This window comes from Bacillus sp. YP1, from assembly GCF_000877815.1.
Lineage (GTDB): Bacteria > Bacillota > Bacilli > Bacillales > Bacillaceae > Bacillus > Bacillus subtilis.
Genome location: NZ_CP010014.1, coordinates 1,223,315 through 1,246,900, shown reverse-complemented (window position 1 = coordinate 1,246,900; position 23,586 = coordinate 1,223,315). Strand labels below are relative to the sequence as shown.

Below are 23,586 nucleotides of genomic sequence, written 5' to 3'. Positions count from 1 at the left end.
AGTAGAAATCACTAAACATAAAAAAACCTCATGCATGTTGCATGAGGCTACTCATAACGCAGCGCTTCAATGGGATCAAGCTTTGCAGCTTTATTTGCAGGAAGCATGCCGAAAATAACACCAATGAGCATACTGAACAGCACGCCCCCGCATACAACCTGCCAGGATATGAGTGACGGCCAGCCCGCAATGGCTGAAACAAGCGCGGCCCCTCCGTATCCAATACCAATCCCGACCAGACCGCCAATCAGCGTCAATACTACTGACTCAATTAAAAACTGAGTCAGAATCTGTCCCCTCGTCGCACCGAGGGATTTTCTGATTCCAATTTCCCGTGTCCGTTCTGTGACTGATACGAGCATGATATTCATGACACCGATTCCGCCGACCAAAAGGGAAATACCTGCAATTGAGCCGATAATCGTCGTCATAATTGCCGTTACCTTGCCAATTCCGGCCGCAATCTCCTCCATGTTCATCACTTGATACGAATCCTCTGTGCCATGATTGTCATTTACCAGCTGTGCTGCTTCTTTTCCTGCCGATTTTATGTCGTCTGCTGATTCGACCTGCAATGATACGTTACTGAAATCGCTTGTGCCAAAAGAGGATTTCATCATATTAAATGGCACATACATTTCACTTAAACCGAAAGAAAGCAAGCCTGTTTCTTTTTTCAGCACACCGATAATTTCAACGGGCTGTCCGTTTATCCAGACAACTTCACCTCCTAAAGGGGAGGTTTTATCGAACAGTTCTTCAGCCATCTTTTGAGAGATGATTCCGGCTCTATTCCCAGCGAGAAAGTCATTGTCGGTAAATGTTCTGCCGCTTTCGATTTCTAAAGAATTGACATTCATGTATCCATCATTTATTCCGTTAACCGTAGCATCGGTTTCTTCTTCGTGATAACGCGCTTTCATACTTTCAGAAGTCGAAGCAACGACTTGTTTAATGCCTTCTATTCCTTTTAAACCTTTAATATCGTTTTCTGTAAACGTAGATTCAGCTGCGGCGTTCGGGTTGCTTGCAAGCTCCTCGTCGCTAGGCATATAGTACAGCTCCACAGTATTTCCCGGGCCGCTGATCGACTGCTTCAGCATTTGCTCGCCGCCCTGTCCTACCGCAACGACAACAATGACAGAGCCTACACCAATGATAATGCCGAGCATCGTTAAGATCGAACGCATTTTATGGGCAAGGACAGAGCTTAGAGCCATTCTGATGTTTTCTAACAGGCTCATTCTCCCACACTCCTTTGTCCGGAGCTGGCAGGAACAATGTTTCCGTCACGCACCATGACGATCCGATTCGTGCAATCTGCTACTTCAGGCTCGTGAGTAACCAGAACGATTGTCGTTCCCTCGGCATTTAATGCTGTAAACTGATCCATAATCGCCTCGCTTGTTTTCGTATCCAGCGCGCCGGTCGGTTCATCAGCTAAAATCAATTTCGGCTCATTCACGATCGCCCTCGCAATCGCCACCCGCTGCTTCTGCCCGCCCGACAGCTCGTTGGGCATGTGGAGCATTCGATCGGCTAACCCGACCTTTTCCAATGCTCTCTCAGCCCGCTCTTGACGTTCTTTTTTGCCTATCCCGGAGTAAATCATCGGCAGCTCGACATTTTTTTTTGCGTTCAGCCGCGGAAGAAGCTGAAATTGCTGAAATACAAAACCGATGGACCGGTTACGGACTGCCGCCAGTTCTTTATCTTTATATGAAGAAATGTCTTCGCCGTCCAATTTATATGTACCGGAAGTCGGCCGATCAAGACAGCCGATAATATTCATGATCGTCGATTTTCCTGATCCTGACGGCCCCATAATCGAGACATATTCACCTTGATGAATGTCCAAATCAATAGAATGGAGAACATCAAACGTTTCCTTTCCGATCTGGTAGCTTTTTCGCACATTAGAAAGCTGAATCATTTAGGATTTCACTTCCATTCCGTCAGTCACCTGATCAGATGGATTCAAAATGACTTGATCATCTTGGGAAAGCCCCTCTTTAATTTCTGTCAGGTCATCTGTCACTTCGCCGATTTTGACATCAACTCGCTTTGCTTTTCCGTCTTTTACTGTATACACATAATATTGGTCATCTTCTTTTTTGACTGCCTTTGAAGGAAGCGTATTTGCTTTCCGTTTATCTGTTTCAATATTCATGATAAATTTAAAGCCTGGCTTTCCTTCTGGAAGATTTCCTTTTATTTTCACTTGAAGCGGGTATTGGACCGCCTGTTCTGTTCCTTGTGCCGCAGCGCTCTCCTGCTGATCCGGAACAAGCCCGACTGCGGAAACCGTGCCTTTCCATGTTTTACCCTGTATTACATCTGAAGTGAGTGTGACCTTCTGGCCTTTTTTGACTTTCAATGTATCGTATTCAGACAATTTCCCTGAGACGACAAGGTCTTTTGGGTTGCCGATATGTATGACAGGCTCTTGAATATCTGACTTTTTGGATGCCGCTTCTTGGTTGACAGAAATAACGGTGCCTTCAATTTCGCTTTTCACTTCTAAATCTGACACCCGGTTGGCAAGTGACTGCCGCTGAAGCTCGGTTTGTTTTAATTCGATCTCCGCTGTTTTTTTCTGCATTTGAAGCTCTGTCCGTTCAGATTCGATTTGTTTTTCTGCTTCTTTCTTTCCTACCTGTTTTTCCAGTTCTCTTTCTTTGCTGTCTAAGGCTTTTAACTTTTCTTGAATTTGGTCAATTTGAAGCCGGTTGGATTCAGACGTTAACTGGTTCTGTTCTTTTTCCAGGCTCAGCTGCTCATTTGTATAGGTGACTAAAGGCGTGCCCTTTTTAACTTTATCGCCTTCCTTAACTTTAATGTCTTCTAATGTCCCTTTATCCGCTTCATAAAAGACATACTGTTCATTTGAAAATTTTAGCGTGCCAGGAACCATAACCGTTGATGAGATTTCATTTTCTTCAACGCTCCCCGTCTGTATCTCCTTGCCGGCGCTGCCGCTTGTTGGAGCGGCAGACCGGTATATATTGATTCCAACAAAAAGAGCGACTATAACTGCGATTCCAATTCCGATCCAGACTTTTTTCATGAGCTTATGCACCCGCCACAGAATTGATTAAACCTGAAAAAAGCGAAAATACAACTAAAATTCCGAATAGAATGATTGCTGAAATCCACCCGGCTTTTTTGGAGATGCCTCCCGTTTTGTGAAGTCCGATTGCTAATAATACAAAGCTCCAGATGCTGAAAATTTCAAAGGTATTTAACACGCTGGCAAGAGCCCCGTCAGATGGGATAATCCCTGCCAGTGACGTCGTGCTGTAAAGAGGATTCACGTCAGTCGTAAAAGCAACGATTCCATTAACCAATAATCCGAGACTGCTAATCAAAGAGACAAACAGACCGAGAGAAAGCATTTTTTTATATGTCGTAACTCCGCCTGATATTTTTACACAGAGCCAATAAATAAGAGGGGCAATAAATAATGCTGCGATACCGCCGATAATAGCGCCTGCCATTCCGCCAACTTTGGTTATTGTTGCAACAGTTTCCATTTGTTCAGCAGATAGCCCTTGCGTATCCTGGCTTTTCAAAAGCTCACTATAATCCGTACCGAGTGATTGCAGCACGGCACCAACGATGATAATTGCTGCAACAATCAAAAGCGGTCCCCATACAGCCGGCCTTTCTCTTATTCTTTCAAATTGAACGGACGGACTTGTGATTACTCCGAAAAGTGAAGGCTTTTCAGTCACCGTTCCGCTGTTTTTTTCTACATTCGTTTCCATTTCAAAACCTCCTTGAGAATATCTAACAAATAGTACGGGAAGGATATCAAAAAGTTTCATGTTTTTCTAATAAATTTCCAAAAGCCTTCAATATTGAAGGCTTTTCATATTATTCTATCGTTGTGCTGTATTGCGCTTTCACAAGCCCGGCATAAATGCCTCCTTTAGCGAGCAGCTGATCATGGTTCCCTTCTTCTATTTTCCTGCCGTGATCAAGAACAATGATGCGGTCGGCGTCGCGGATCGTAGACAATCTGTGAGCGATCATCACTGCTGTACGCCCTTTCAGAAGCGTTTTTAACGCTTGCTGAATTTTTACTTCTGTCTCTGTATCAATGCTTGCCGTTGCTTCGTCAAGGATGATAATAGCCGGATCGGCGAGCAATGCTCTTGCAAATGAAATGAGCTGGCGCTGACCGGCAGACAGTACGCTGCCCCTTTCCTCTACCTCTGTTGCGTATCCTTCCGCTAAATCGGATATAAAGTCATCCGCTCCGACCGCTTGGGACGCTTTGATCACCTCTTCATCCGAAGCATTTGGCCTTCCAAAACGAATATTTTCCATGATGGTCCCAGAGAAAATAAATGTATCTTGCAGGACAATGCTGATTTGTGAACGCAGACTGGCAAGGGAAAGATCCTTAATCGGTATACCGTCTATTTTAATGGTGCCTCCGGTCGCATCATAAAAACGGCTGATTAAATTCGCAATCGTCGTCTTCCCGCTCCCTGTATGCCCGACAAGCGCAAGCGTCGAGCCTGCAGGAATAGAGAAAGAAACGGCGTGAAGGGCTTTTCGTTTTTCATCATACGAAAATTCAACCTCTTCAAAACTGATCTCCCCATTTATCTTTTCATTATGAATGGCATTCGGCTTCTCCTTGACATTTGGCTGTTCGTCCAGAAACTCAAAAATCCGTTCTGATGATGCCATCCCCATTAACAGCTGATTATAGACCTGACCCAGTCTCGAAATTGGTTCCCAAAACATACCCAGATAAAAAGCAAAAGAAACGAAGACGCCAATCGTGATGGTTTCATTCATGATGAGTGTGGCTCCATACCAAATCAAGACAGCCGTCCCAATCGCATTCGTCATTTCTACCAGCGGACGGAACATGGCATTTTTTCTAGTTGCTTCCCGCCATGATTCGTAGTTCTCCTGATTGACACCGTCAAAATACGCCATGTTTTCTTCTTCCTGCGTAAATGCCTGTGTGACCCGGATGCCCTGAATGCTTTCGTTTAGATGAGAGTTGAGCTTCGATTGCTTTAGCCGTACCGTTTGCCAGGATCGGCGTATTTTTTTTCTGAGACTTGTTGAAATAAAAAACATAATCGGCAATGTCACCATGATGGCTATAGTCAGCTCAGGGCTCAGCGTAAACAAAATGATAATCACGCCGGCCAGAAGCAGCAAGTCGGTCAACAAATTGATGACTCCGCTTGTAAAGAGCTCCTGAAGAGAGTTAATATCATTCATGATCCTGACTAAGATCGATCCCGCCGACCGCTGATCAAAAAATCGATGGGATAAGCGCTGCACATGGGTAAATAAATGCTGTCGCAAATCGTAAATGACATGCTGGCCAAGCTGATTCATCCACCTGATTCTTAACACATTGGCGGCGTAATTGAGGACATATAAACCGCTAATAATAAAAATGAGCTGAATCAGCAGCTCCGAGTTTCTCCCTGTAATCGCTTGATCAAGAACATAAACGCCGATCAAAATGGGGATCACAAGCTTCACAGCAGTGCCAATTAATACGGTGAGAAAAGAAAGCGGCAAAATTGTTTTTCGATATGGTTTGACATAGCTCAGCAGCCGCCACATTTGAGCCCAGTTAAACGGCTTTTCAATGATTTCATCTGAAGAGTAATAGAAACGCTCTAAAATCCCCTGTTTTTTCGCTTGTTTCATTTGGCCCCTCCCTATCCGACCTCATGCGGCTCATTAATCATTTTGACATCACGGTATTGCAAATCGTAAATCTTTTTATAGTAGCCGCCTTTTTCAAGAAGCTCATGATGTGTTCCCCTTTCACGAATGCGTCCTTTATTAAAAACGAGAATTTCATCGGCGTGTTTCAGTGAAGAAATGCGGTGAGCGACGATAAAGGTTGTGCGGTTTTTCATGACTTCTTTTAAGGCAAGCTGTATGCTGTGCTCCGTTTGCATATCTACTGCGCTTGTGGCATCATCCAATATTAAAATGCTCGGGTTCAAGCAGATGGCTCTCGCAATGGCAATACGCTGTTTCTGCCCGCCGGAAAGCCCCATTCCCCTCTCTCCCAGCATGGTGTCATACCCATCAGGAAGCTCCATAATAAAGTTATGAGCCTGTGCCCTTTTTGCCGCTTCGATGACGTCTTCCATTGAGGCATCCGGCCGCCCATACGAAATATTTGATCTAATCGTAGATGAAAACAGGAAGGATTCTTGAAGTACGACCCCGATATTGGAGCGAAGGGTTTTTAACGAATAATCCGTGATTGGTTTGTGATCAATGGTAATCATTCCGCCAACAGGACTGTAAAATCTGGTGAGAAGCTGTGTCACTGAGCTTTTGCCTGAACCTGTCGGGCCCAACAGTCCGATTACCTTCCCGCTGTTTGCCTCAAAGCTTACATTGCATAGCGCGTTTGTTTGTTCTTTCCCGTATGCAAGAGAAACATTTTTGAAATGGACATCTCCGGTTAATTTTTGTTTATGCAAAGCATGAGGAGGATCTGTAATGTCTTCTTCTTTTTCCAGAATATCGAGCAGGCGTTCTCCTGACGCTTTTGCTTGAGAGAACATATTGATGACAAAACCTAAGTTCATAATGGGCCACATCATATAATTGACAAGGCTGAAGAAAGCAACAAGCTCGCCGGGATTGAGCTGATTTTGCATAACCAAGTAACCGCCGTATGAGAGGAGAGCTACAATACAAATGTTACCAATGAACTCCATTAAAGGGAAATACGCAGACCAGATGGATGATGTTTGTAAATACTGCGCCCTGTATTCTGCATTGGCTTTATTGAAAGTGCTGATCTGAAAATCTTCCCTGGAAAGAGATTTAACCGTATTAATGCCGCTGATATTTTCCTGAACTTTTGTATTGAGTTTCGCAAACGATTTGCGGATGCCTCTGAAGGCGGGATGGACTCTTTTGTCAAACCGGTATACCGCAACCGCGAGAAATGGCAGAACAGCTATCGTCACAAGCGTGAGAGGAACAGAATAGTAAAACATAACCGACAGGCTGATGGCTACCAGCAGGCCGAAGCGAATGAGCTCAGCGAGACCGTATGATAAGAAAAAACGAAGACCTTCAACATCAGCAGTCAGCCTGGACATCAAATCTCCTGTTTTCGCGTTATCATAGTAAGAAAAAGAAAGCCGCTGCAGTTTTTCATACAGACCATTTCTCAGCCGATAAACGGATTTGATCCCGAACATATCACCTAAATACTGATGAAAAAAGGTAGCCATTCCTTTCAAAACCATTACCGCAATAAATCCTAAGCTGACCCACGCCGCAAGCTGATACTGCCGTCCCAGCACGATCTCATCAATCGTAATTTGCAAGATAATCGGATAAACGACAGTAATTGCAGTCATCAAAAGCATGGCTAGAAGCGACCACATAAACACTTTTCTGTACGGCCAATAATACATTTTTAATCTTTTAAATGTCTCCATATCCAGCACCTTTCCAACATTTATCATCTTCACTATATCGATACCCGAAATAAATTTCTATTATTTTTCAAAATTTCAGTCTAATTATGGAGTGAGTCTCTTACTTTATAGGGAGTAACATATGTAGAATAAACGCTTACAGAAAATCATTGTATGCTGGGGATACTTGGGGATATGCCAATGAAATACAGAAAAACCGGACGGCTGAAATGCCGTCCGGTTTTCATCCCCCGCTGACCGGCGGTATGATGGCTACCGTTTCACCCGAAGATACAGAGGTATTTTCTTTTACATAGCTTTCGTTAACGGCAATCATAGCCGTATCAATAGATTCAAGACCGTATTGTTCTTTTAGACTCGCTTTTATTTCATCTGTGGTTGCTTGTTCCACATCTATTTCTATTGCTTGTGTACCGGCCTGTTCAGCCAGTCCTGCAAATAAAAGAATTTTAATCATGCTGCTCTCCCTCGCTTAGGTCTGGTTTTCCGTTCGGATAAGCTGTTGTTCCTAGCTGGTCGCCGATCCATTGCTCACCGTCTTCCCAAATTTCTTTTTTCCAAATCGGCACAATCTGTTTAATGCGTTCAATCGCATACTCATTGGCTTCATATGCGGCTTTTCGATGGGGAGAAGATACAGCAATCACTACCGCTGCTTCACCGATATCGAGCACACCTATACGGTGCGTGATCGCAGCTGAGGCACCTTCCCATTTTTCTTCGATTTCAGCGCCGATTTGAGCAAGCATTTGCACGGCCATCGGTTCATATGCCTCATATTCAAGCCGAACCGTTCTTTTTCCGTTTGTCCATTCCCGAACCGTACCAATAAATGTTGTAATGGCCCCTGCTTCCCGTTTCTCCACTTTTTTGATGATGTTTTCAGTATTAATGGGTGTTTTCGTAATCTCAAACCGTTCCATTATGCAGATTCCCCCTTCAGCTGTGAAAGCACAAAATCCACGGCAACCGGATCATCCGCATGAAAAACGGGTAATCCCTGATGCTCTGTCATATGCTCTTTTTTTCTATAGATGATGGCGATTATATTTACTGCTTGCAGCGCTTCCAGATCTTCCTTTTCACTTAGGATAACCACTTTAGGATAAGGGGCTTTTTTAAAGCCTTCAATCAGAAGACAGTCTGTTTCGAGAAATTGGTATAACTCAATCAGCCGTGCCAAATCCCAATTGCGGCGGGCGGTCAGCTGTAACACACCAGCACCTTCTACCGCTGTTACATCAGCACCTGCCGCCTTGTAACGGTCCGTGTCTTTTCCTTCCGTGAGCGTTTGCGGTTCACCGCCGTGACCATGATGCTTCAGGCAGCCCAAATGGACTCCCTGTTCAGAGGCTTTTTCAAGAATGCGCTCAATAAACGTTGTTTTCCCGCTGTTTTGAAATCCTACAACTTGGACGATCGGGAAAGGACGGACCAAGGCCATTCACTTCCATTCTCTTCTCTAATGAGCAGTACTTGAACCGTTCTGCCAGATTCGTAGCCTCGCGTGCCGCCCGGCAGGATAATAAATGCATTGGCATCTGCAAGTGATGTGACAGAGCTCGACTTATCTAAGCCAACGGGTGTCGCCAACAGCTTCCCTTCCTGATGGTGCACGAGCGCACGAACAAATCGGGTAAATGGGTTCGGCTTCGGAAAATCCTTGGTCAAAACAGCTTCCGCACAAATTGAATGCGGTGTTTCATTGAGCAGCCATGTCTGGATTATCGGTTTGACAAACAGTTCAAAACCGACATAGCATGCCGACGGATTACCTGAAAGGCCAAACAGCAGCATATCGTTTGCATGCGCCACCGTTGTCACACTGCCCGGGCGCATGGCAACTTTATTAAACAGCACGTCCGCTCGGAGTTTTTCATAGATCGCAGGCAAAAAGTCAAAGTCACCGACTGACACACCTCCAGTTGTGATCAGGAAGTCCACCTTTTTCATCGCTTCTTTAACTGCAGCAAAGCTTTTATCCAATTCATCAGAGATTTTCCCTAAATAAAGCGGTGTTGCGCCTGCTTCTATCGCTTGCGCATATACCATACTCGCATTGCTGTTGCGGATTTTTCCCGGTTCCAGCGGATCACTGACATTCAGCAATTCGGTACCGGTTGCGATAATCCCGACTACAGGCTTTCTCACGACAGGCACAGATGCGTATCCGAATGTTGCCAAAAGAGCCGTCACTCCTGGTGTCACCCGGGTGCCCTTTGTCAGTAAAACACTCCCTTTTTGAGCGTCCTCACCTGTTTTTGAAATATTATCCCCCGTCTGAAAGCGGCGTTTTAAAGACATAAATGACTTCCCATTCTCCTCAAAGGTTTGAGTCAGTTCAATCATGACGACTGCATCTGCCCCGTCAGGGATTTGCGCGCCAGTCATAATCCGCACAGCCTGAAACGGGCCAAGCTCTTTTTCAGATACTGCTCCCGCTCCAATATGGTCAATAACTTCAAACCGAACTGGGTTTTCACGTGAAGCTTCTGCCGTATCGCACGCTCTGACAGCAAAACCATCGTATGGCGAACGGTCAAACGCAGGGACGTGGTGATCCGCAGTTATATCTTCGGCTAAAAACCGATGAAGGCTGTCTTCCAGCGCCACCCATTCTGTTTCACCTTGTTTTTGAAAATGGCAGACACGCCGAACTGCCTCGTCTACCGGTATCGGTGTTCGTTTCTCCAGCATTCTGACCCCTCCTGTTGTTACAGTCCAATCACTCTTGCCAACACGGAGTTGGCTTCTTTCACATCATTTGTTCCATGCACCAGTGCCCGTCCGTCATTGAAAATGACAATTCTGAAATCCTCGTAAAAAATATGCAGCAAAAACGCATTAGCCTCGACCTTGCCGATTGTTTTCAGCCGCTTAATGAGTTCCTGTTTCGGGATTCTTTTTAATGATTCTGACCTTACCTGCACTGTATCACGGCCGCATAGTACAGCAGCTTTTGGTGTGTTCCAATCCTGAAGATAAGGATATACCGCATTAGCTCCGCAAGATGGGCATTCCTCACGGCGTACATGATTAACGTTAATCTTCATATGCGAATTGTTCCAGACATCAAATGTCACAAAACCCCGCTGTATTGCTTCTTTTTGGCCGGTTAACAGCTTTAATGCCTCAGCCTGCTGATATGCTGAAACGATATGCACAGCAGGCGGAATAATGCCGGCAGTATCACACGTCGCCCCGCCGACAGGAATTTGCTCAAACAAACAAGACAGACAAGGGGTTTCTCCGGGAATGACAGTCATGAACATTCCCTGGCTGCTTACACAGGCGCCATAGACCCAAGGTGTCTTTGTTTTCTGGGCAAGATCGTTTATCAGCATGCGGGTTTCAAAATTATCTGTCGCGTCGATCACGACATCTGCTTTTTCAATCAGCGGCTCAAGCGTTTCGGCTGTTCCTTCGGTAACATACGCCTCAATATGTATCTCGCTGTTAATCGCTGATAAATGCTCTTTGGCAGCCATGGCTTTCGGCATGCGGAGTTTGGCATCGCTTTCTGTATAAAGCTGCTGCCTTTGAAGATTGCTCCACTCCACATAGTCACGGTCAATAATGGTAATAGTACCGACTCCCGCTCTCGAAAGCCCTTCAGCTCCTGCAGTGCCGAGCGCTCCCGCTCCGACAATCAGCACATGGCTGTCTGCCAGTCTTTTCTGGCCCTCTTCCCCAATTTGCTTAAATCTGATTTGCCGTGAATAACGTTCCTCCATCAAACCTGTTCTCCTTATCTTTTATGTCATCTTATCATGTTATTGCCCCGTCAGTCCCGCTTGAGGGAGTTCGATTTTTCTTCCAAACAGCTAAAATCATCACGTGTATTAATGTTGATAAACTCTGCCGGGTTTGCTCCGATATTTTCAGCCTGTACGTAACAAACCGAAATTCTGCCTAATAAATCTGATATTCTCAACCTCTTCTCAGAAAGCTGATCGTATAGAACCGGCATGATACGTTTGTGGTAAATCGCAATCAATGGCTGCACTTGTCCGTCTGAAATTGGGACTACCGCGTCAGCACCGGCAGTCATCAGACGTTTGAGCTCCAGTATCGTCCTTCTTTGTATCAGCGGTGTGTCACAGGAAAGAACAGTATAAAGATCACCGTCTGTCTTTTTAAAAGCGGTATATATACCAGCCAATGGCCCCATGCCTTGAAATGGCTCAGCATCTTGATACACTTCATTTTCACCATTTTCTTGAAATCTATCAATAAATTCGGGACGGCTGATGATAACCGTTTGTTCTCCAAGTGCCTCTTTAGCGCATTCGTAAAGCATCCTGCCCTTCCATTTGACAAACGCCTTCGGTTCTCCAAATCGCCGCGAGGCTCCCCCTGCCAGCAGTACGTTTACATGCTTCATATCATCTCACCTCTAGTTTCGTTAAAAGCATAGCAAAAGCAAAGGCTCAACGCTACTGCTTGTCTGTTTATTAAAGAGGAATAGCTGTTCAGTATTTGCATATTGTAGTGTTAACATCATGAGGGAGATGGTTCGAATGAAAAGATCAGGTCCTTTTTTCCACGACGTGTCTCAGGAGAACCTTTATTTAAAATCCGAGCTTTCAAGGTGCCATAAGCTGATTTCTGAACTTGAAGCAAGCTACTTTCATCAGAAAAATAACAAATTGCTCAAAGAAAATACCGATATGAAAGAAAAACTCCAGCAGCTGACTGCCGAATTAACACATATGTCAACAAAAGAAAAACATGCCTCCCACACCAGCCAAACCCTGCACCAAATAAGAGCTGAACTGCTTGATAAAATCGTTGTTTTGCAGGAGCTTCTATCTGCTGAAACCTATAAACGCAGAGCCGAAATCGAAGAAAAACATAAACTTCATATTGCTAAAGTCAAAATCGAAGAAGAAAATAAAAATCTTCATAAACGGATCAGCGAACTTCAAGCCTCAATTGAGCAAGAACAAAATGCACTGCTTCAGGCAAAACAGCAAGCCGAATTGATAAAGGCCGAAAATGGGCGTCTAAAAGAGCAAATGGTAGAAAAAGAATATCAGCTAAAACATATTAAAATAGAAGTTGATCATATGAAAGATCGAATCATAGAAACGAAAGAAAGACTGCTAGACATAGAAAAAACGAAAGAAAAATTATTTCACGAAACTATTATATCGTATAAACGGCAGCTTGATGAAAGCGATGCCTGGATTGCTTCTCATTTTGCCGATATTGATGGCGGCACAAAACAAAAAGAAAAAACGGAAGAAGAAGCTCCAGCGGCCTACGCGCAGCCATATCATGTAGAGACCATCCTTGAAGATGTCACCAAACAGATACATGTGCTCCAAAAACAGCTTGCCCGCGCCCAATCATCAGACCAGGCCAAGAGCCATACAATCGAAGAGCTGAAAAACAGAGCCGCTGAAGAAAAGCCTTATCAAAAGTGGGTGTATAAGCTTAATCTTGAAAAAGAAAACAAACCTTCACAGAAAAAACCTCAATAAAAAAACTGCTTGAGCGATGCCAAGCAGTTTTTCTTTATATTTATTCATTAGCTGATTCAGCTGATTCTGCAGATTCGATTTCACCCTCTAAAATGTACTGCCCGCGATATGGTTTTTTCACTTCCGGGTACATTTTAATTAAGCTTTGCATAAACGTTGTCATATTAGGGATTTCAAGACCGCTTTCTTTTTCAATCTCTTTTTGAAGCTCGGAGCTCTTAATCGCCGCGTTGTGGCGTTTTAATGTTTTAATAGCAGCTTCACGCAGCTTCGCTGCTTTTGATCCCGGTCTTGCCGTTCCTCTTCTTCTTCGTGTTGTTCCGTCTGGTATACCGGCAGGAAGAGAGGAAATAGATTGAAGCTGAGGCTGGACAGACTGCTGCTGTGATTGCGGCTGATAGCTTCTGATTTCCTGAGCCGCAAGCTCAGCGAGAACCGGCAGAGAGTCAGGTTTTTTTTCAGAACGGAAATCCTTTTTGATTTCGGAAGGGCTTCCATTTCTGTCCAGCTCTCTTAATTTTGCGTATATTTTATCACGTTCAATTTGATATTCACGAATGACTTTCACTTCAGCTTCATTTAATTGTTCTAACCGCAAGCGCAAAGCTTCTCTTTCATTAAACATTCCTCAATGTACCCCCTATCAAAATTAACATCTTTAATTAAGATATTAGATTACAAAAGTAATTTTATCAACTATTATTTTAGCATTTTACTATTATATTTACTCTATGAAAAATTCCTTATTTTCTGAAAATGTTTTATTTTTCAAAAGAGTCCTTTATTCTCAAGGGATTAAGGGGCTTTCTAGTTTATTTGGTATAATGTTGAAAATATATATTTTACTTACTTCTTTAAAGGAATTTAGTGTAATATCTACAATTTTCGAGTTATGAGATATGAGATTTATCTAAAATTGAGGAAAAACATCAAAAATTAGCTGTGTTTTCTAGCGTATCAATCAAACAAACCATCAATTCCTATACCCAAATTTGGAAAAATAAGCTTCTTACTCTTCTTCCATTGCTTTTTGCACAAATAAAAAACCTGATGTGATCAGGTTTTTAGGAAATACTATTTAGTCAGATACCTATTCCGTTTCAGCCAGAACGCGGTTCACACGTTTTTCAAGCATTTTCATACCGCTCCCGCCGGCTTGGAAGTGACGGAGCTGTCCTGTTTTATCAAACACATAATATGCAGGTACGTATTCATTTTCAAATGCATCGGTTAAAGTATGGTCACTGTCAACAAAAATCGGCTGGGTGATATCGTGTTCAGCAGCTGTTTCTTTAATTTTACCAAGGTCAAGATCATCTTCGGAACGAGGCATATGCACAGCTACAACATTCAGTTGATCTTGATATTTATCACGAAATTCATTCACTTGCGGCATCGCTTCTTTGCACAAGTGGCAGCTGATGGACCAGAAATGAATAAGCGTCGGCTTTTCCCCAATCAATTGCTCTCTCGTCACTTCACCATTTAACCAAGCTTTTTCTCCCGTCAATTCCGGCATGGGCTGACGTAATTTCATTGCTTTTCCCTCCTATTTAACAGAAAGGCCTAACGAATATGCTAGACCGCTTTTCGTTCTTGGAAAGAATTAAAGTGTTTTTTGGCCTGGTTTCCAGTTAGCCGGACAGAGTCCGCCAGTTTGCAGCGCCTGGAGAACACGAAGCGTTTCATCAACATCACGTCCAATGTTGTTATGGAAAACAGTTTGGTATTGGAGCTCCCCTTCAGGATTAATAATAAACAATCCGCGCAAAGCCACACCTTCTTCTTCGATTAAAACGCCATATTCCCGGGATACCTCATGGTTTGTATCAGCAGCAAGCGGGTATTTCAGCTGGCCAAGACCGTTTTCTTTGCGGTCTGTATTGATCCAAGCTAAATGAGTATGGATGGTATCAGTTGAAACCCCGATGACTTCTGCATCAAGATCTTCGAACTCGTCATAGCGGTCAGACATTGCTGTAATTTCTGTCGGACAAACAAAAGTGAAATCCATTGGATAGAAGAACAGCACTGTCCATTTGTCGTTTTTCATGTTTTCCTCAAGACTTACTTTACCGAATTCTTTGCTTGCAAGGACTGCTTCCATTTCAAAACGAGGAGCTTGTTTACCTACCATACGTTCTGCCATATGTATCCCTCCAATTTATTGTTTGGCTTAAAGGTCAAAATCGCATGAAAATAAAGGGTGATTAACCATTTTTAGTTATATTGCAATGCCATTATATAAAAGCAGATTTCCCGAGTCAATTTTTAACAAATCATGTATGTCTTTGGCTTCGACATTTTTGAATAAAACGTTTAACATGGTCATGTACAGGGTAACTAGTCTCAATGTGCAGCAATCAATTAGAAAAGGAGCTCAACATGGACTTTATTAAACAATATGATTGGGCGGGACTGATTACAAATGCCGGTGTTCTGCTCATTAAACTCGCCATTATGATATTGCTCTATTTTATCGTTCGATCATTAGGCATGAAAATCATTAAACATCTGTTTGCAAAATTCGAGGAGCAGAATAGCTTGTCTATCGGACGTGCACATACGCTCCGAAGCCTGACTCTTAACATATTTGCTTATACATTGATTTTCATATTTTTCGTCATGGTTCTAGATTTGTTTCATTATGATCCAAGCGCTCTTTTAGCGGGGGCAGGAATCGTCGGCCTGGCTGTCGGATTTGGCGCCCAAGGGCTTGTCAGTGATATCGTGACAGGTTTTTTTATTTTGCTTGAGAAACAATTGGATGTCGGAGATTATATTACCGTTTCCACCTTTGACGGAATTGTCGAGCAGGTTGGCTTAAGGACAACTCAAATCCGCAGCTTTGACGGAACACTGCATTACATCCCCAACAGAAACATCACAAACGTGAGCAATCATTCTCGTGGTACCATGCAGGCTCTTGTTGACATTAAAGTGCCGGCTGAAAGAAATATTGATGAAATGATTCATATTTTACAGCAGGTTTGTGATGAAACGGCAGCGGCTCTTCCACAAATAAAAGAAGGCCCAAATGTCATCGGGATTCAAGAACTGGGGACTTCTGAAATTGTAATCAGGGTCATTGCCAAAACAGAAAATATGGAACAGTGGCGAGTCGAACGAGTGTTGAGAAAAGAAATAAAGAACGCGTTCGACCGCGCTTTCCCTAAAGAAACAGAATAAATAAAAGAACCGAAGCTTTTTGCTTCGGTTTTTTTATTACTGAATTCTGCTCTCAACTTCGCTACAAATTTCTTCAGCCGTCATCCCGGAAGCTGTAATGACAGGTGCTTGTGTTACCGTATCGGCTATCCCTTGCACATTATTATCAAGACCTGTTACGACACAGCAGTCACAGCCTTGAGCATCAGCAGGGCTTTTCATCATTACAACGTCATATCCTTTTTCTTTTAAAGCAGCTTCTACATCTGATAACGATTGTTCAATTCCAATTTTTTTAGCCATTTTTGAACACCTCCGTTTACTAGAGTGCTCATTTTATGGAATTTTATTCTTTCATTTGTACTTAATTGGCATAAACAGAAAAATAACCTGTCATGACATTAACCGCTGTTTCTATCGCATTTTCATCGGGATTCAGCTTAGCATGATGAAGCCCATGTTCAGAATCAGCGCCGAGCCAGAACATGAAGCCGGGATATTTTTTCAGCATGTAGCCAAAATCCTCCCCAGTCATTGCTTCTTTTGCTTCAATTACTGTCGCCAGTTGATGTTCAGCAACAAAAGACATAAATTCTTCTGTTAATCCGCTCGTATTGTAAACTTGGTGATATACAGACGGATATGTCACTTTTCCTTTGCAGCGGAATCCGATTTCGATTCCTTTCACTACATCTTCAATCCGTTCCTTTACCTGTTTCATCGATTCTTCAGAAAGCGTGCGGATCGTGCCTTCCAGGTGGGCCGTTTCCGCAATGATATTTTGTGCCGAGCCTCCGGTAATGGTACCAACTGTAATAACAGCACTGTCTAGCGGATCTGTGTTTCTAGAGATAATCGTTTGCAGCTGGGTGACAAGTGTACTTGCTGCTACAACCATATCCTCAGCCAAATGCGGATATGCCGCATGTCCCCCTTTGCCTTCCAGATCGATGACTAGCTCTGATGTATTCGCAAATAGAAGGCCGCTTTTTGTCGCAATGGTGCCTACCGGAAGCTCTGGAGCAATATGAAGCGCAGTGATGAAATCAGGCTGCCACTTTTTTAATACATCGCTCTCAAGCATTGGTTCCGCACCGCCAGGCCCTTCCTCTGCCGGCTGAAACAGAAAAAGCAAATCTTGTTTGACTGGGTGGTGAACAAAATGATCAATAATGCCGAGTGCAATCGTCATATGCAAATCGTGACCGCAGGCGTGCATGTTGCCGTGATGCTCTGATGCGAATGGAAGACCAGTTTGCTCTTCTATAGAAAGCGCATCGATATCCGCTCTGTACGCCAGCATTTTTTCCGGCGCCGTCCCGTTCACTTTTACAAAAAGCCCTGTTCGCCATTTCTCAATTTCAATTCTGTCTTGCGGATATTGTTCCAAGACATTTAATAAATACTGCTGGGTTTTGAACTCCTGAAATCCAAGCTCCGGTATACGATGCAGATCTCTGCGAATTGCGATGAGCTCCTCTTTCTTCATTTCTATTCCTCCTGCCTATACGAATAAGGCGTGGATATATTATCCACGCCTTTTTTATCAAACTTTTCCTTACAGCTGGCGTAATTCCTGCTTGATTTCAGTTTTGCCTTTTGTTTTTTCATCAATGTCTTTGATTTTTTTAGCTGGTGTGCCTGCAACGACAGTGTATGGCTCAACGTCGTTTACCACGATCGCTCCCGCAGCAACAACAGCTCCTTTACCTACTGTTACACCTTCAAGCACAACAGCATTTGCGCCGATTACGACGTCGTCTTCAATCACAACCGGTTTAGCGGATGGCGGCTCAATAACGCCCGCAAGTACAGAACCCGCGCCGATATGGCAGTTTTTTCCGACAGTAGCTCGTCCGCCAAGCACAACGTTCATATCAATCATTGTGCCTTCACCGATGACTGAACCGATATTAATAGAAGCACCCATCATGATGACTGCGTTATCACCGATTTCAACTTGGTCGCGGATGATCGCGCCCGGCTCGATACGCGCTTTGATGTTTTTAAGATCAAGCATTGGGATCGCAGAATTGCGGCGGTCATTTTCAACCACATAGTCTTCGATTTTGCTTTGGTTTTCTTCGATTGCTGTTTGGATTTCGCTCCACTCACCGAAAACGACACCAGTGTTTCCGTTGATAAAAGCTTTCGCAGATTCGCCGAAATTGATTCCTTCCAGCTCACCTTTCACGTAAACCTTTACAGGTGTTGATTTTGTACTATTTTGAATAAATGAAATAATTTCATTTGCGTCCATCATTTTCATATGTATAGTCCTCCTCCTGATTTTCTACCTCATTACTGTATCAAAGGAAAGATACAAAGACAAGAAAAAAAGGAACAGCCGTTTTAGCAGTTCCCAGTGAGTGATCAGACAGCGCACCCGCTTTTCTTTGCGAATTGTCTCCCAAAGTTTATTAATTCTTCCTCTTCTTCACCTTCTGGATTATTTTCGATTTTTACCGAAGGCAGCACAATGTCTCCACCGCGTTCTTTTATTTTTGCCTCTAGCGTATCAACCGCTCCGCAGAAAAATTCATATGCTGTATCACCGGAACCGAATACAGCGCATGTTTTGCCGGAAAAATCAATCTCATCCATGTCTTCAGCCAGATCTAAAAATTCATCAGGCAGATCTCCGTCTCCCCACGTATAGGTTCCCATTATGATATGGTCATAATCGGTAAACAGCTGGGCATCATCAATATCCATTGCTTCGAAACGGTCTACTTCTGCTTCCGCCTCCTGAAGCCCCTTTTCAATCAAATCTGCCATAGCTTCAGTGTTGCCTGACATTGTTGCATAAACGAGCAAAATCTTCGCCAATTCCTTGTTCCTCCTCTAATGAATCATTGCTGAAACTTCGTACGGCTGGACAAATTTACATTCATACAAGCCTGCGCAAAAGAAATTCTCTTTCTGATTGGCCACTCTCCATCCATGTCCCTTAATGGTATCGAACCATTTTAACGACCGGGCTTCGAGATTAGCCTGGTAAATTCTCGAAAAACCGTTTTCATCTTGTGTTGTAGTGACATATATAATGCCATCATCCTCTGAAAGATCAAGAAATGAATCTTCTTTTCTGATCATGCTGGATTGAATGATGAATTCTTCACCATTCAAAAGATTCCGTACAGTGACAGCACCGTGCTTTCCTTTCACAGAACCCATCGCCGCCACCAGCCAATTTTCATTGAACACTAGCATGGATGCCGTCATCCGGTTTTTTTCTTTTTTGACAACTTGGACAGTGTCACGCTTAATGTCGTAAGCCCAAATGCCGCCAAAATATGCGTGTATTTGCGTGCCGATAAAAAGATTGCCCCCGTGAAGGCATAGCGACCGGATAACAGGGGGATTATGAAATTCGGCAAAAGGTTTGACTACGCGCCATGAGACACCAAAATCATCCGATACATAAATACAATGCTTACCGTGGGCGCAGACAAACCCGTTGTTTCTGCCGGTAATCGCCCACACTGTTGCATTTGTCGGAAAGCTCGACATCGTCCAGGTTTTCCCTTCATCAGCCGAACGAATGACTGTTCCCTTTTCACCAACGCCAAATAAGTAAGGCCCTATGTAGCTGATACAGTGTATCTTACTTTTCAAACGAAAAAGCTTTCTCCAGCCCTGCTCCAAAGAATAATGAAAAATGCCTTCTCTTTGTACCGCCACAAAATATCCAGAAAACGCCGATGCCGTAACAGCAGTTGCTCCTTTATGAAACATGGCTTTTTTCCTTGTTCATATAATCTGCCCATGCAAGAAAACCTCTCGCAAACGCTCGGCAGCTTTCCACATCTTCATCTGTTTCAGGCGCTAATTCAATTTTTAGTGTTTCCTGGTAAACAGCAGCTCCCGCCTCTTGCAGCATGACATTGAACAAATTCACCGCTTCGCAAAACTTTGGATAAGAATAATCGCCAGACCCGAAGCAGGCTGTTTTTAAACCATTAAGCTGAAGCTGTTTGACCTCTTCGAAAAAATCCTCCGCTTCGTAGGGCAAATCGCCGTCCCCCCATGTATAGGTGCCAATCAGTACATAATCATAGGAGGTTAAACAAGACACATCCACATCATCTATCTCGACACAATCGATATCCAACTCATATTCCTGAAGCGTATCTTTTATTATGAAGGCAATGTCTTCTGTATTTCCTGACATGCTGGCATATGTAATCAAGGCTTTAGCCATGTTATCACCCCATTAATTGATAATGATTTTCAATATCATATGTATCACTTTAAATGATAATGATTTTCATTGTCAACATATAAATAAAAAAAGACAGCACCTCGCTGTCTTTAAAATGGATTTTCCTGATCCAGCATATCCTTTATCACTTGTACAAAAGCTTGGACTTGTTTCAGTTCAAAGGCAGGCTCATAGCCTAATAACCATGTATCCCGACCGATCGGATGCCCTTTCATGTCTAAAAGAGGCATTTTATTCACTTTATCTTCATTTTGAAGGGTAACAGACGGCAAAATGGCATAACCGATTCCGTGCAGCGCCATCTGTTTGCACGTTTCAATCTGATCAACCAATATCGTCTGTTTCGGCGACGTTTTAAATTTTTGATGCCACCAGTGCTGAATTTCCTGAAAATAAGTGCTGTCACTTTTAAACTGGATAAACGGCCGTTCTGTATGGGCAATATCTTCGATGCAGGAAATTTCAGTATCCACTAAATACAGATGATCTGTCATTAAGTAATCTTTGCGCCCCTTCCACTCAGGGTTGCCTCTTATAATGCCGATATGAACCTGATCCTCATACAAGCTTTTCAGCATTTCGCTGCTCCACCCGGTTATGAGCGAGATCTTTGCATTCGGATACTTTTCAACATACGTCTTCAGGACTTTAGGGAGCCAATGCTGACCGATTATGGAGGCGACGGCAAGCTTCAATGTGCCGTGAATTTCACCTTCAAGCTCGTCAATATTTTCTCTTATTCTTTCCTGCTCTAATGTCACATCATTCGCAAACTGAATGATTTTCTCACCGGCAGGCGTTACCGTTAATCCTTTTTGGGATCTTAAAAAGATTTTTGTTCCCCACGCCTTTTCAATGGTTTGTAAGCGCTGAGATAAAGCCGGCTGAGATACAAAAAGCCGTTCTGCCGCCTTTCTCATATTTAATTCCTCAGCTAAAACTACGAGCATATGAAGCTCTTGAAGCTGCATGTCGTCCTCCTTTTTGTTATCAATAAGTTTTTCTTATCTCCCATTCTAATAAAATCTTAGTTTCTTATTCAAGCCCTATTCTCGTTTAAATTATGTATGCGCTTTCTTTTCACTCTGCCTATATAATAAAAATAGGCCGTACAGCCTACTTATTCAATGAGCGTATATGCTTATTCAATTCCTTTAAAACGACTCTTCTCGTAAAAATCCCTTCAAATACCTGCTCGTCATTTTCAACACAGACAAATCCGTTATTAATGACCATGCCGAATCCCTTCATAATCGGATCATTGATATGAAGGCGCGGAATGTCGGTCAGCATGACTTCCTCAACAGTGATTTGGTCAAGCTTTTCAAACTCAATTCGCTCAAGTCCAAAAATACTGTTCATGATCATATTTGTCCCGATTAAGCCATGTAAACGGTAGGAAGGATCCAGAACCGGGATGGCTGTGTATCCGGTTTTTGTCAATACTAATAATGCGTGCTCAAGGTTATTTCCGACTTGCACGTGCGCTACTTTGTCCGCCTCAATCATAAATTGTCCGACTGTTGCCTCAAGAAGTTGATCTGATTGTAAGCTTATCATGTTTTCGACCCCTTTTCATTTTCATCATCAATACATTCCCTATATTGCAATAATATAAACTTTATCAGTATTTGTCGAAAAGTTTCCTTTCAATAAAAAAGATACTCTTTGTGGAGTATCAATTATAGGGTGTCCCATTAATTTTCAAATCGAAATCGGTCGTATAGCGTTACAAGTTTTTTGTAGGTGGTTCCGTCAACGTTTTTGGTCCCTGTCTCTATATCGTTGATCTCACTGCTTAATAGCTCGATGGCATACTCATGGTTGATCAGGATATTCAGCAGAAGTTTTTGTTCTTCTTCTGTAAATCGTTCACCGATAAGACTCATTCGCAATCAGGCCCCCTGTTTTATACTGAATACCTCTGAAAGCAAGACAACTTACTTTCAGCTCTACCGCTAGAATAAGTAATCAGATAACAAACGTCAACCGCATAATTCGACATTTACCTTGGCTTTTTCAGTCAAATTATTTTGTGAAACGATTTGCATAGCTGAAGGCAGTGTATGAATCCGGCTTTATTTTGGCCTCAATCCCCATGGAGGTAATACGTCCAGTCATTTCTTGGATCAGATCTTTTGTAAGCCCTTTTTTCCCAATATCCAAGTGAACTTCAAAGGTAAGATCCGCCCCCTCACCGGTAAAGGGCAGGAGCAGATCGGTAATATCCATTAAGTGTCCATCAAGAATATGAGCGGCCGTTTCTTGGCTGTACGCCGTTTCTAACGAAATCTTCTCCCGAAGGCTATGTATGGGTCTGTCGACTGTATGATTTTTCAAGCAGCCCCAAGCTCCCTTGCCTGTACGATGCAAATGCAATGCGGTAATAAACTTTGTGTAATCGCGGTAAACCTGTGAATCGGTTCCGATCGATAACACATAAGAAGAACGGGGGTCCTTTTGAACAAAGGCTTTAAGCCGTTCCATCACATCTTGAAAGGTCATCTGTGCTTCTGAAAGATTATAAAACAGAAAAGAATCAGCCATCACGACACTCCTTTTCAAGGATTTACAACCATGAAACAAGTATGTTCCTTACCGTTTATTTCGATTACTTTTGCAAAGGCGGAAGCTTGTTCCCCCTATTTCAGGAATCTTACTGAAGAAGTTCAAAGATTTCGATGGAAACCATGTCGATATTATCAAACGGATATGTGTTAGGTTTTTCACCTTTTTGGAAAACCGTCAGTTCAAACGTTTGATTTTTTTCGAAATATTTAACACTGCATATTTTCTCACCATTCACTTCGAAATAACGCTGCATTGGCTCGTTAGCCGCTTCCGCTGTTTCTTGCAGACTTTGCAGCCGTGTGATGATACCCATTAATTGTGACATTCTAAAAAAAGACTCCTTTCAAAAAGCAACTTCAAATCAACAAGTATTTATTATAATACAAGTTCTATTGAGCATCATACCATAAAGTCGGACAGGATGGCATTTTCACTGCTGAATTTAAGCAAAGAAAAAAAAGTGAAAAAAACTATTTTTCTTTAGTTTGAGGCTTTTTTTGAATGTCATGCACACAATTATAATTTTTTTCGAATCTTTGGCAGCATTAAGAATGCCTTTTTGCAACTTTGTCAAAACCTTCTTTTGAATGTTATGGTGAAGTTCCGCGTGGCCATAATCAATGGGAGTCATGCTGGATAGAGGTAAACAACGGAACTGAACACCCGTGCAGCAGTG

Annotated in this window: 28 protein-coding genes; 2 read left to right on the top strand and 26 right to left on the bottom strand. The window is 43.0% G+C overall.

Annotation, left to right across the window (positions count from 1 at the left end; all coding sequences use genetic code 11):
• Positions 1–47: 47 nt before the first annotated feature.
• The 12 genes from skiZ to QF06_RS06155 form a co-directional block, all read right to left on the bottom strand.
• Positions 48–1,244 (bottom strand): sporulation-delaying-protein transporter subunit SkiZ, encoded by a 1,197-nt coding sequence (skiZ, locus tag QF06_RS06210; RefSeq protein WP_041850873.1) that lies wholly within the window; start codon positions 1,242–1,244, stop codon positions 48–50.
• Complete coding sequence (gene yknY, locus QF06_RS06205; RefSeq protein WP_024572134.1) at positions 1,241–1,933, bottom strand: ABC transporter ATP-binding protein YknY; 693 nt, start codon at positions 1,931–1,933, stop codon at positions 1,241–1,243. Before yknY ends, skiZ begins: the two co-directional genes overlap by 4 nt.
• Positions 1,934–3,067, bottom strand: coding sequence for an efflux RND transporter periplasmic adaptor subunit (locus QF06_RS06200; protein ID WP_015715815.1), 1,134 nt, complete (start codon positions 3,065–3,067; stop codon positions 1,934–1,936).
• Positions 3,068–3,071: 4 nt separating this feature from the next.
• Positions 3,072–3,767, bottom strand: coding sequence for a YknW family membrane protein (gene yknW / locus QF06_RS06195; protein ID WP_041850874.1), 696 nt, complete (start codon positions 3,765–3,767; stop codon positions 3,072–3,074).
• A gap of 109 nt (positions 3,768–3,876) precedes the next feature.
• The gene (locus tag QF06_RS06190; RefSeq protein ID WP_041850875.1) at positions 3,877–5,691 is read right to left on the bottom strand and encodes an ABC transporter ATP-binding protein; all 1,815 of its coding nucleotides are present in this window, start codon (positions 5,689–5,691) and stop codon (positions 3,877–3,879) included.
• An 11-nt stretch (positions 5,692–5,702) separates the two neighbouring features.
• Entirely contained in the window at positions 5,703–7,460 is a 1,758-nt protein-coding gene (locus QF06_RS06185) for an ABC transporter ATP-binding protein (protein ID WP_041850876.1), read from the bottom strand.
• Between the two features lie 223 nt (positions 7,461–7,683).
• A complete protein-coding gene (moaD, locus tag QF06_RS06180; protein ID WP_041850877.1) occupies positions 7,684–7,917 on the bottom strand; it encodes a molybdopterin converting factor subunit 1 in 234 nt (77 codons plus the stop codon).
• The gene (locus QF06_RS06175) at positions 7,910–8,383 is read right to left on the bottom strand and encodes a molybdenum cofactor biosynthesis protein MoaE (protein WP_041850878.1); all 474 of its coding nucleotides are present in this window, start codon (positions 8,381–8,383) and stop codon (positions 7,910–7,912) included. The genes moaD and QF06_RS06175 overlap by 8 nt, the downstream gene beginning before the upstream one ends.
• Positions 8,383–8,904, bottom strand: coding sequence for a molybdopterin-guanine dinucleotide biosynthesis protein B (mobB, locus tag QF06_RS06170; RefSeq protein ID WP_003232370.1), 522 nt, complete (start codon positions 8,902–8,904; stop codon positions 8,383–8,385). Before mobB ends, QF06_RS06175 begins: the two co-directional genes overlap by 1 nt.
• On the bottom strand, positions 8,865–10,157 hold the full coding sequence (locus QF06_RS06165; protein ID WP_041850879.1) for a molybdopterin molybdotransferase MoeA: 1,293 nt from the start codon (positions 10,155–10,157) through the stop codon (positions 8,865–8,867). Before QF06_RS06165 ends, mobB begins: the two co-directional genes overlap by 40 nt.
• 17 nt (positions 10,158–10,174) lie before the next feature.
• Complete coding sequence (locus QF06_RS06160) at positions 10,175–11,194, bottom strand: molybdopterin-synthase adenylyltransferase MoeB (protein WP_003232375.1); 1,020 nt, start codon at positions 11,192–11,194, stop codon at positions 10,175–10,177.
• 50 nt (positions 11,195–11,244) lie between these two features.
• The gene (locus QF06_RS06155; protein ID WP_021479380.1) at positions 11,245–11,844 is read right to left on the bottom strand and encodes a molybdenum cofactor guanylyltransferase; all 600 of its coding nucleotides are present in this window, start codon (positions 11,842–11,844) and stop codon (positions 11,245–11,247) included.
• A 136-nt stretch (positions 11,845–11,980) separates the two neighbouring features.
• Here QF06_RS06155 and cse15 point away from each other — a divergent pair, with 136 nt between their 5' ends.
• The gene (gene cse15, locus QF06_RS06150; RefSeq protein WP_041850880.1) at positions 11,981–12,946 is read left to right on the top strand and encodes a spore protein Cse15; all 966 of its coding nucleotides are present in this window, start codon (positions 11,981–11,983) and stop codon (positions 12,944–12,946) included.
• A gap of 40 nt (positions 12,947–12,986) precedes the next feature.
• Here cse15 and rok read toward each other — a convergent pair whose 3' ends face one another.
• From rok to ahpA, 3 genes are all read right to left on the bottom strand, one after another.
• Positions 12,987–13,571: a transcriptional regulator Rok gene (gene rok, locus QF06_RS06145; protein ID WP_014113628.1), complete on the bottom strand. Its 585-nt coding sequence runs from the start codon at positions 13,569–13,571 to the stop codon at positions 12,987–12,989.
• Between the two features lie 465 nt (positions 13,572–14,036).
• Positions 14,037–14,483, bottom strand: coding sequence for a thiol-disulfide oxidoreductase YkuV (ykuV, locus tag QF06_RS06140; RefSeq protein WP_041850881.1), 447 nt, complete (start codon positions 14,481–14,483; stop codon positions 14,037–14,039).
• Between the two features lie 69 nt (positions 14,484–14,552).
• A complete protein-coding gene (gene ahpA, locus QF06_RS06135) occupies positions 14,553–15,095 on the bottom strand; it encodes a biofilm-specific peroxidase AhpA (protein ID WP_003245371.1) in 543 nt (180 codons plus the stop codon).
• 236 nt (positions 15,096–15,331) lie between these two features.
• Here ahpA and mscT point away from each other — a divergent pair, with 236 nt between their 5' ends.
• Positions 15,332–16,135, top strand: coding sequence for a small-conductance mechanosensitive channel protein MscT (gene mscT, locus QF06_RS06130; protein WP_003244994.1), 804 nt, complete (start codon positions 15,332–15,334; stop codon positions 16,133–16,135).
• Positions 16,136–16,171: 36 nt separating this feature from the next.
• Here the strand turns inward: mscT and QF06_RS06125 are convergent, their stop codons facing one another.
• The 11 genes from QF06_RS06125 to QF06_RS06075 form a co-directional block, all read right to left on the bottom strand.
• Positions 16,172–16,417, bottom strand: a complete 246-nt coding sequence (locus QF06_RS06125; RefSeq protein ID WP_003232382.1) for a YkuS family protein — start codon at positions 16,415–16,417, stop codon at positions 16,172–16,174.
• A gap of 61 nt (positions 16,418–16,478) precedes the next feature.
• Positions 16,479–17,603: an N-acetyldiaminopimelate deacetylase gene (locus QF06_RS06120; RefSeq protein ID WP_015252188.1), complete on the bottom strand. Its 1,125-nt coding sequence runs from the start codon at positions 17,601–17,603 to the stop codon at positions 16,479–16,481.
• Between the two features lie 69 nt (positions 17,604–17,672).
• Entirely contained in the window at positions 17,673–18,383 is a 711-nt protein-coding gene (gene dapD / locus QF06_RS06115; protein ID WP_003218680.1) for a 2,3,4,5-tetrahydropyridine-2,6-dicarboxylate N-acetyltransferase, read from the bottom strand.
• A gap of 104 nt (positions 18,384–18,487) precedes the next feature.
• On the bottom strand, positions 18,488–18,943 hold the full coding sequence (locus QF06_RS06110) for a flavodoxin (RefSeq protein ID WP_032721472.1): 456 nt from the start codon (positions 18,941–18,943) through the stop codon (positions 18,488–18,490).
• 15 nt (positions 18,944–18,958) lie between these two features.
• A complete protein-coding gene (locus QF06_RS06105) occupies positions 18,959–19,852 on the bottom strand; it encodes a WD40/YVTN/BNR-like repeat-containing protein (protein ID WP_041850882.1) in 894 nt (297 codons plus the stop codon).
• Positions 19,842–20,318 carry a flavodoxin gene (locus tag QF06_RS06100; RefSeq protein WP_041850883.1) on the bottom strand — a complete coding sequence of 159 codons (477 nt, stop codon included), beginning with the start codon at positions 20,316–20,318 and terminating at the stop codon, positions 19,842–19,844. Before QF06_RS06100 ends, QF06_RS06105 begins: the two co-directional genes overlap by 11 nt.
• A 110-nt stretch (positions 20,319–20,428) precedes the next feature.
• Complete coding sequence (ccpC, locus tag QF06_RS06095) at positions 20,429–21,310, bottom strand: transcriptional regulator CcpC (protein ID WP_003232387.1); 882 nt, start codon at positions 21,308–21,310, stop codon at positions 20,429–20,431.
• 145 nt (positions 21,311–21,455) lie between these two features.
• The gene (gene cbpB, locus QF06_RS06090) at positions 21,456–21,899 is read right to left on the bottom strand and encodes a cyclic-di-AMP-binding protein CbpB (protein ID WP_003218674.1); all 444 of its coding nucleotides are present in this window, start codon (positions 21,897–21,899) and stop codon (positions 21,456–21,458) included.
• A gap of 137 nt (positions 21,900–22,036) precedes the next feature.
• On the bottom strand, positions 22,037–22,234 hold the full coding sequence (gene abbA, locus QF06_RS06085; RefSeq protein WP_010886502.1) for an AbrB antirepressor AbbA: 198 nt from the start codon (positions 22,232–22,234) through the stop codon (positions 22,037–22,039).
• A gap of 133 nt (positions 22,235–22,367) precedes the next feature.
• Positions 22,368–22,886, bottom strand: coding sequence for a ribonuclease H-like YkuK family protein (locus QF06_RS06080; protein ID WP_003232389.1), 519 nt, complete (start codon positions 22,884–22,886; stop codon positions 22,368–22,370).
• 109 nt (positions 22,887–22,995) lie between these two features.
• Positions 22,996–23,235, bottom strand: a complete 240-nt coding sequence (locus tag QF06_RS06075) for a YkuJ family protein (protein ID WP_003218671.1) — start codon at positions 23,233–23,235, stop codon at positions 22,996–22,998.
• Positions 23,236–23,586 lie beyond the last annotated feature (351 nt).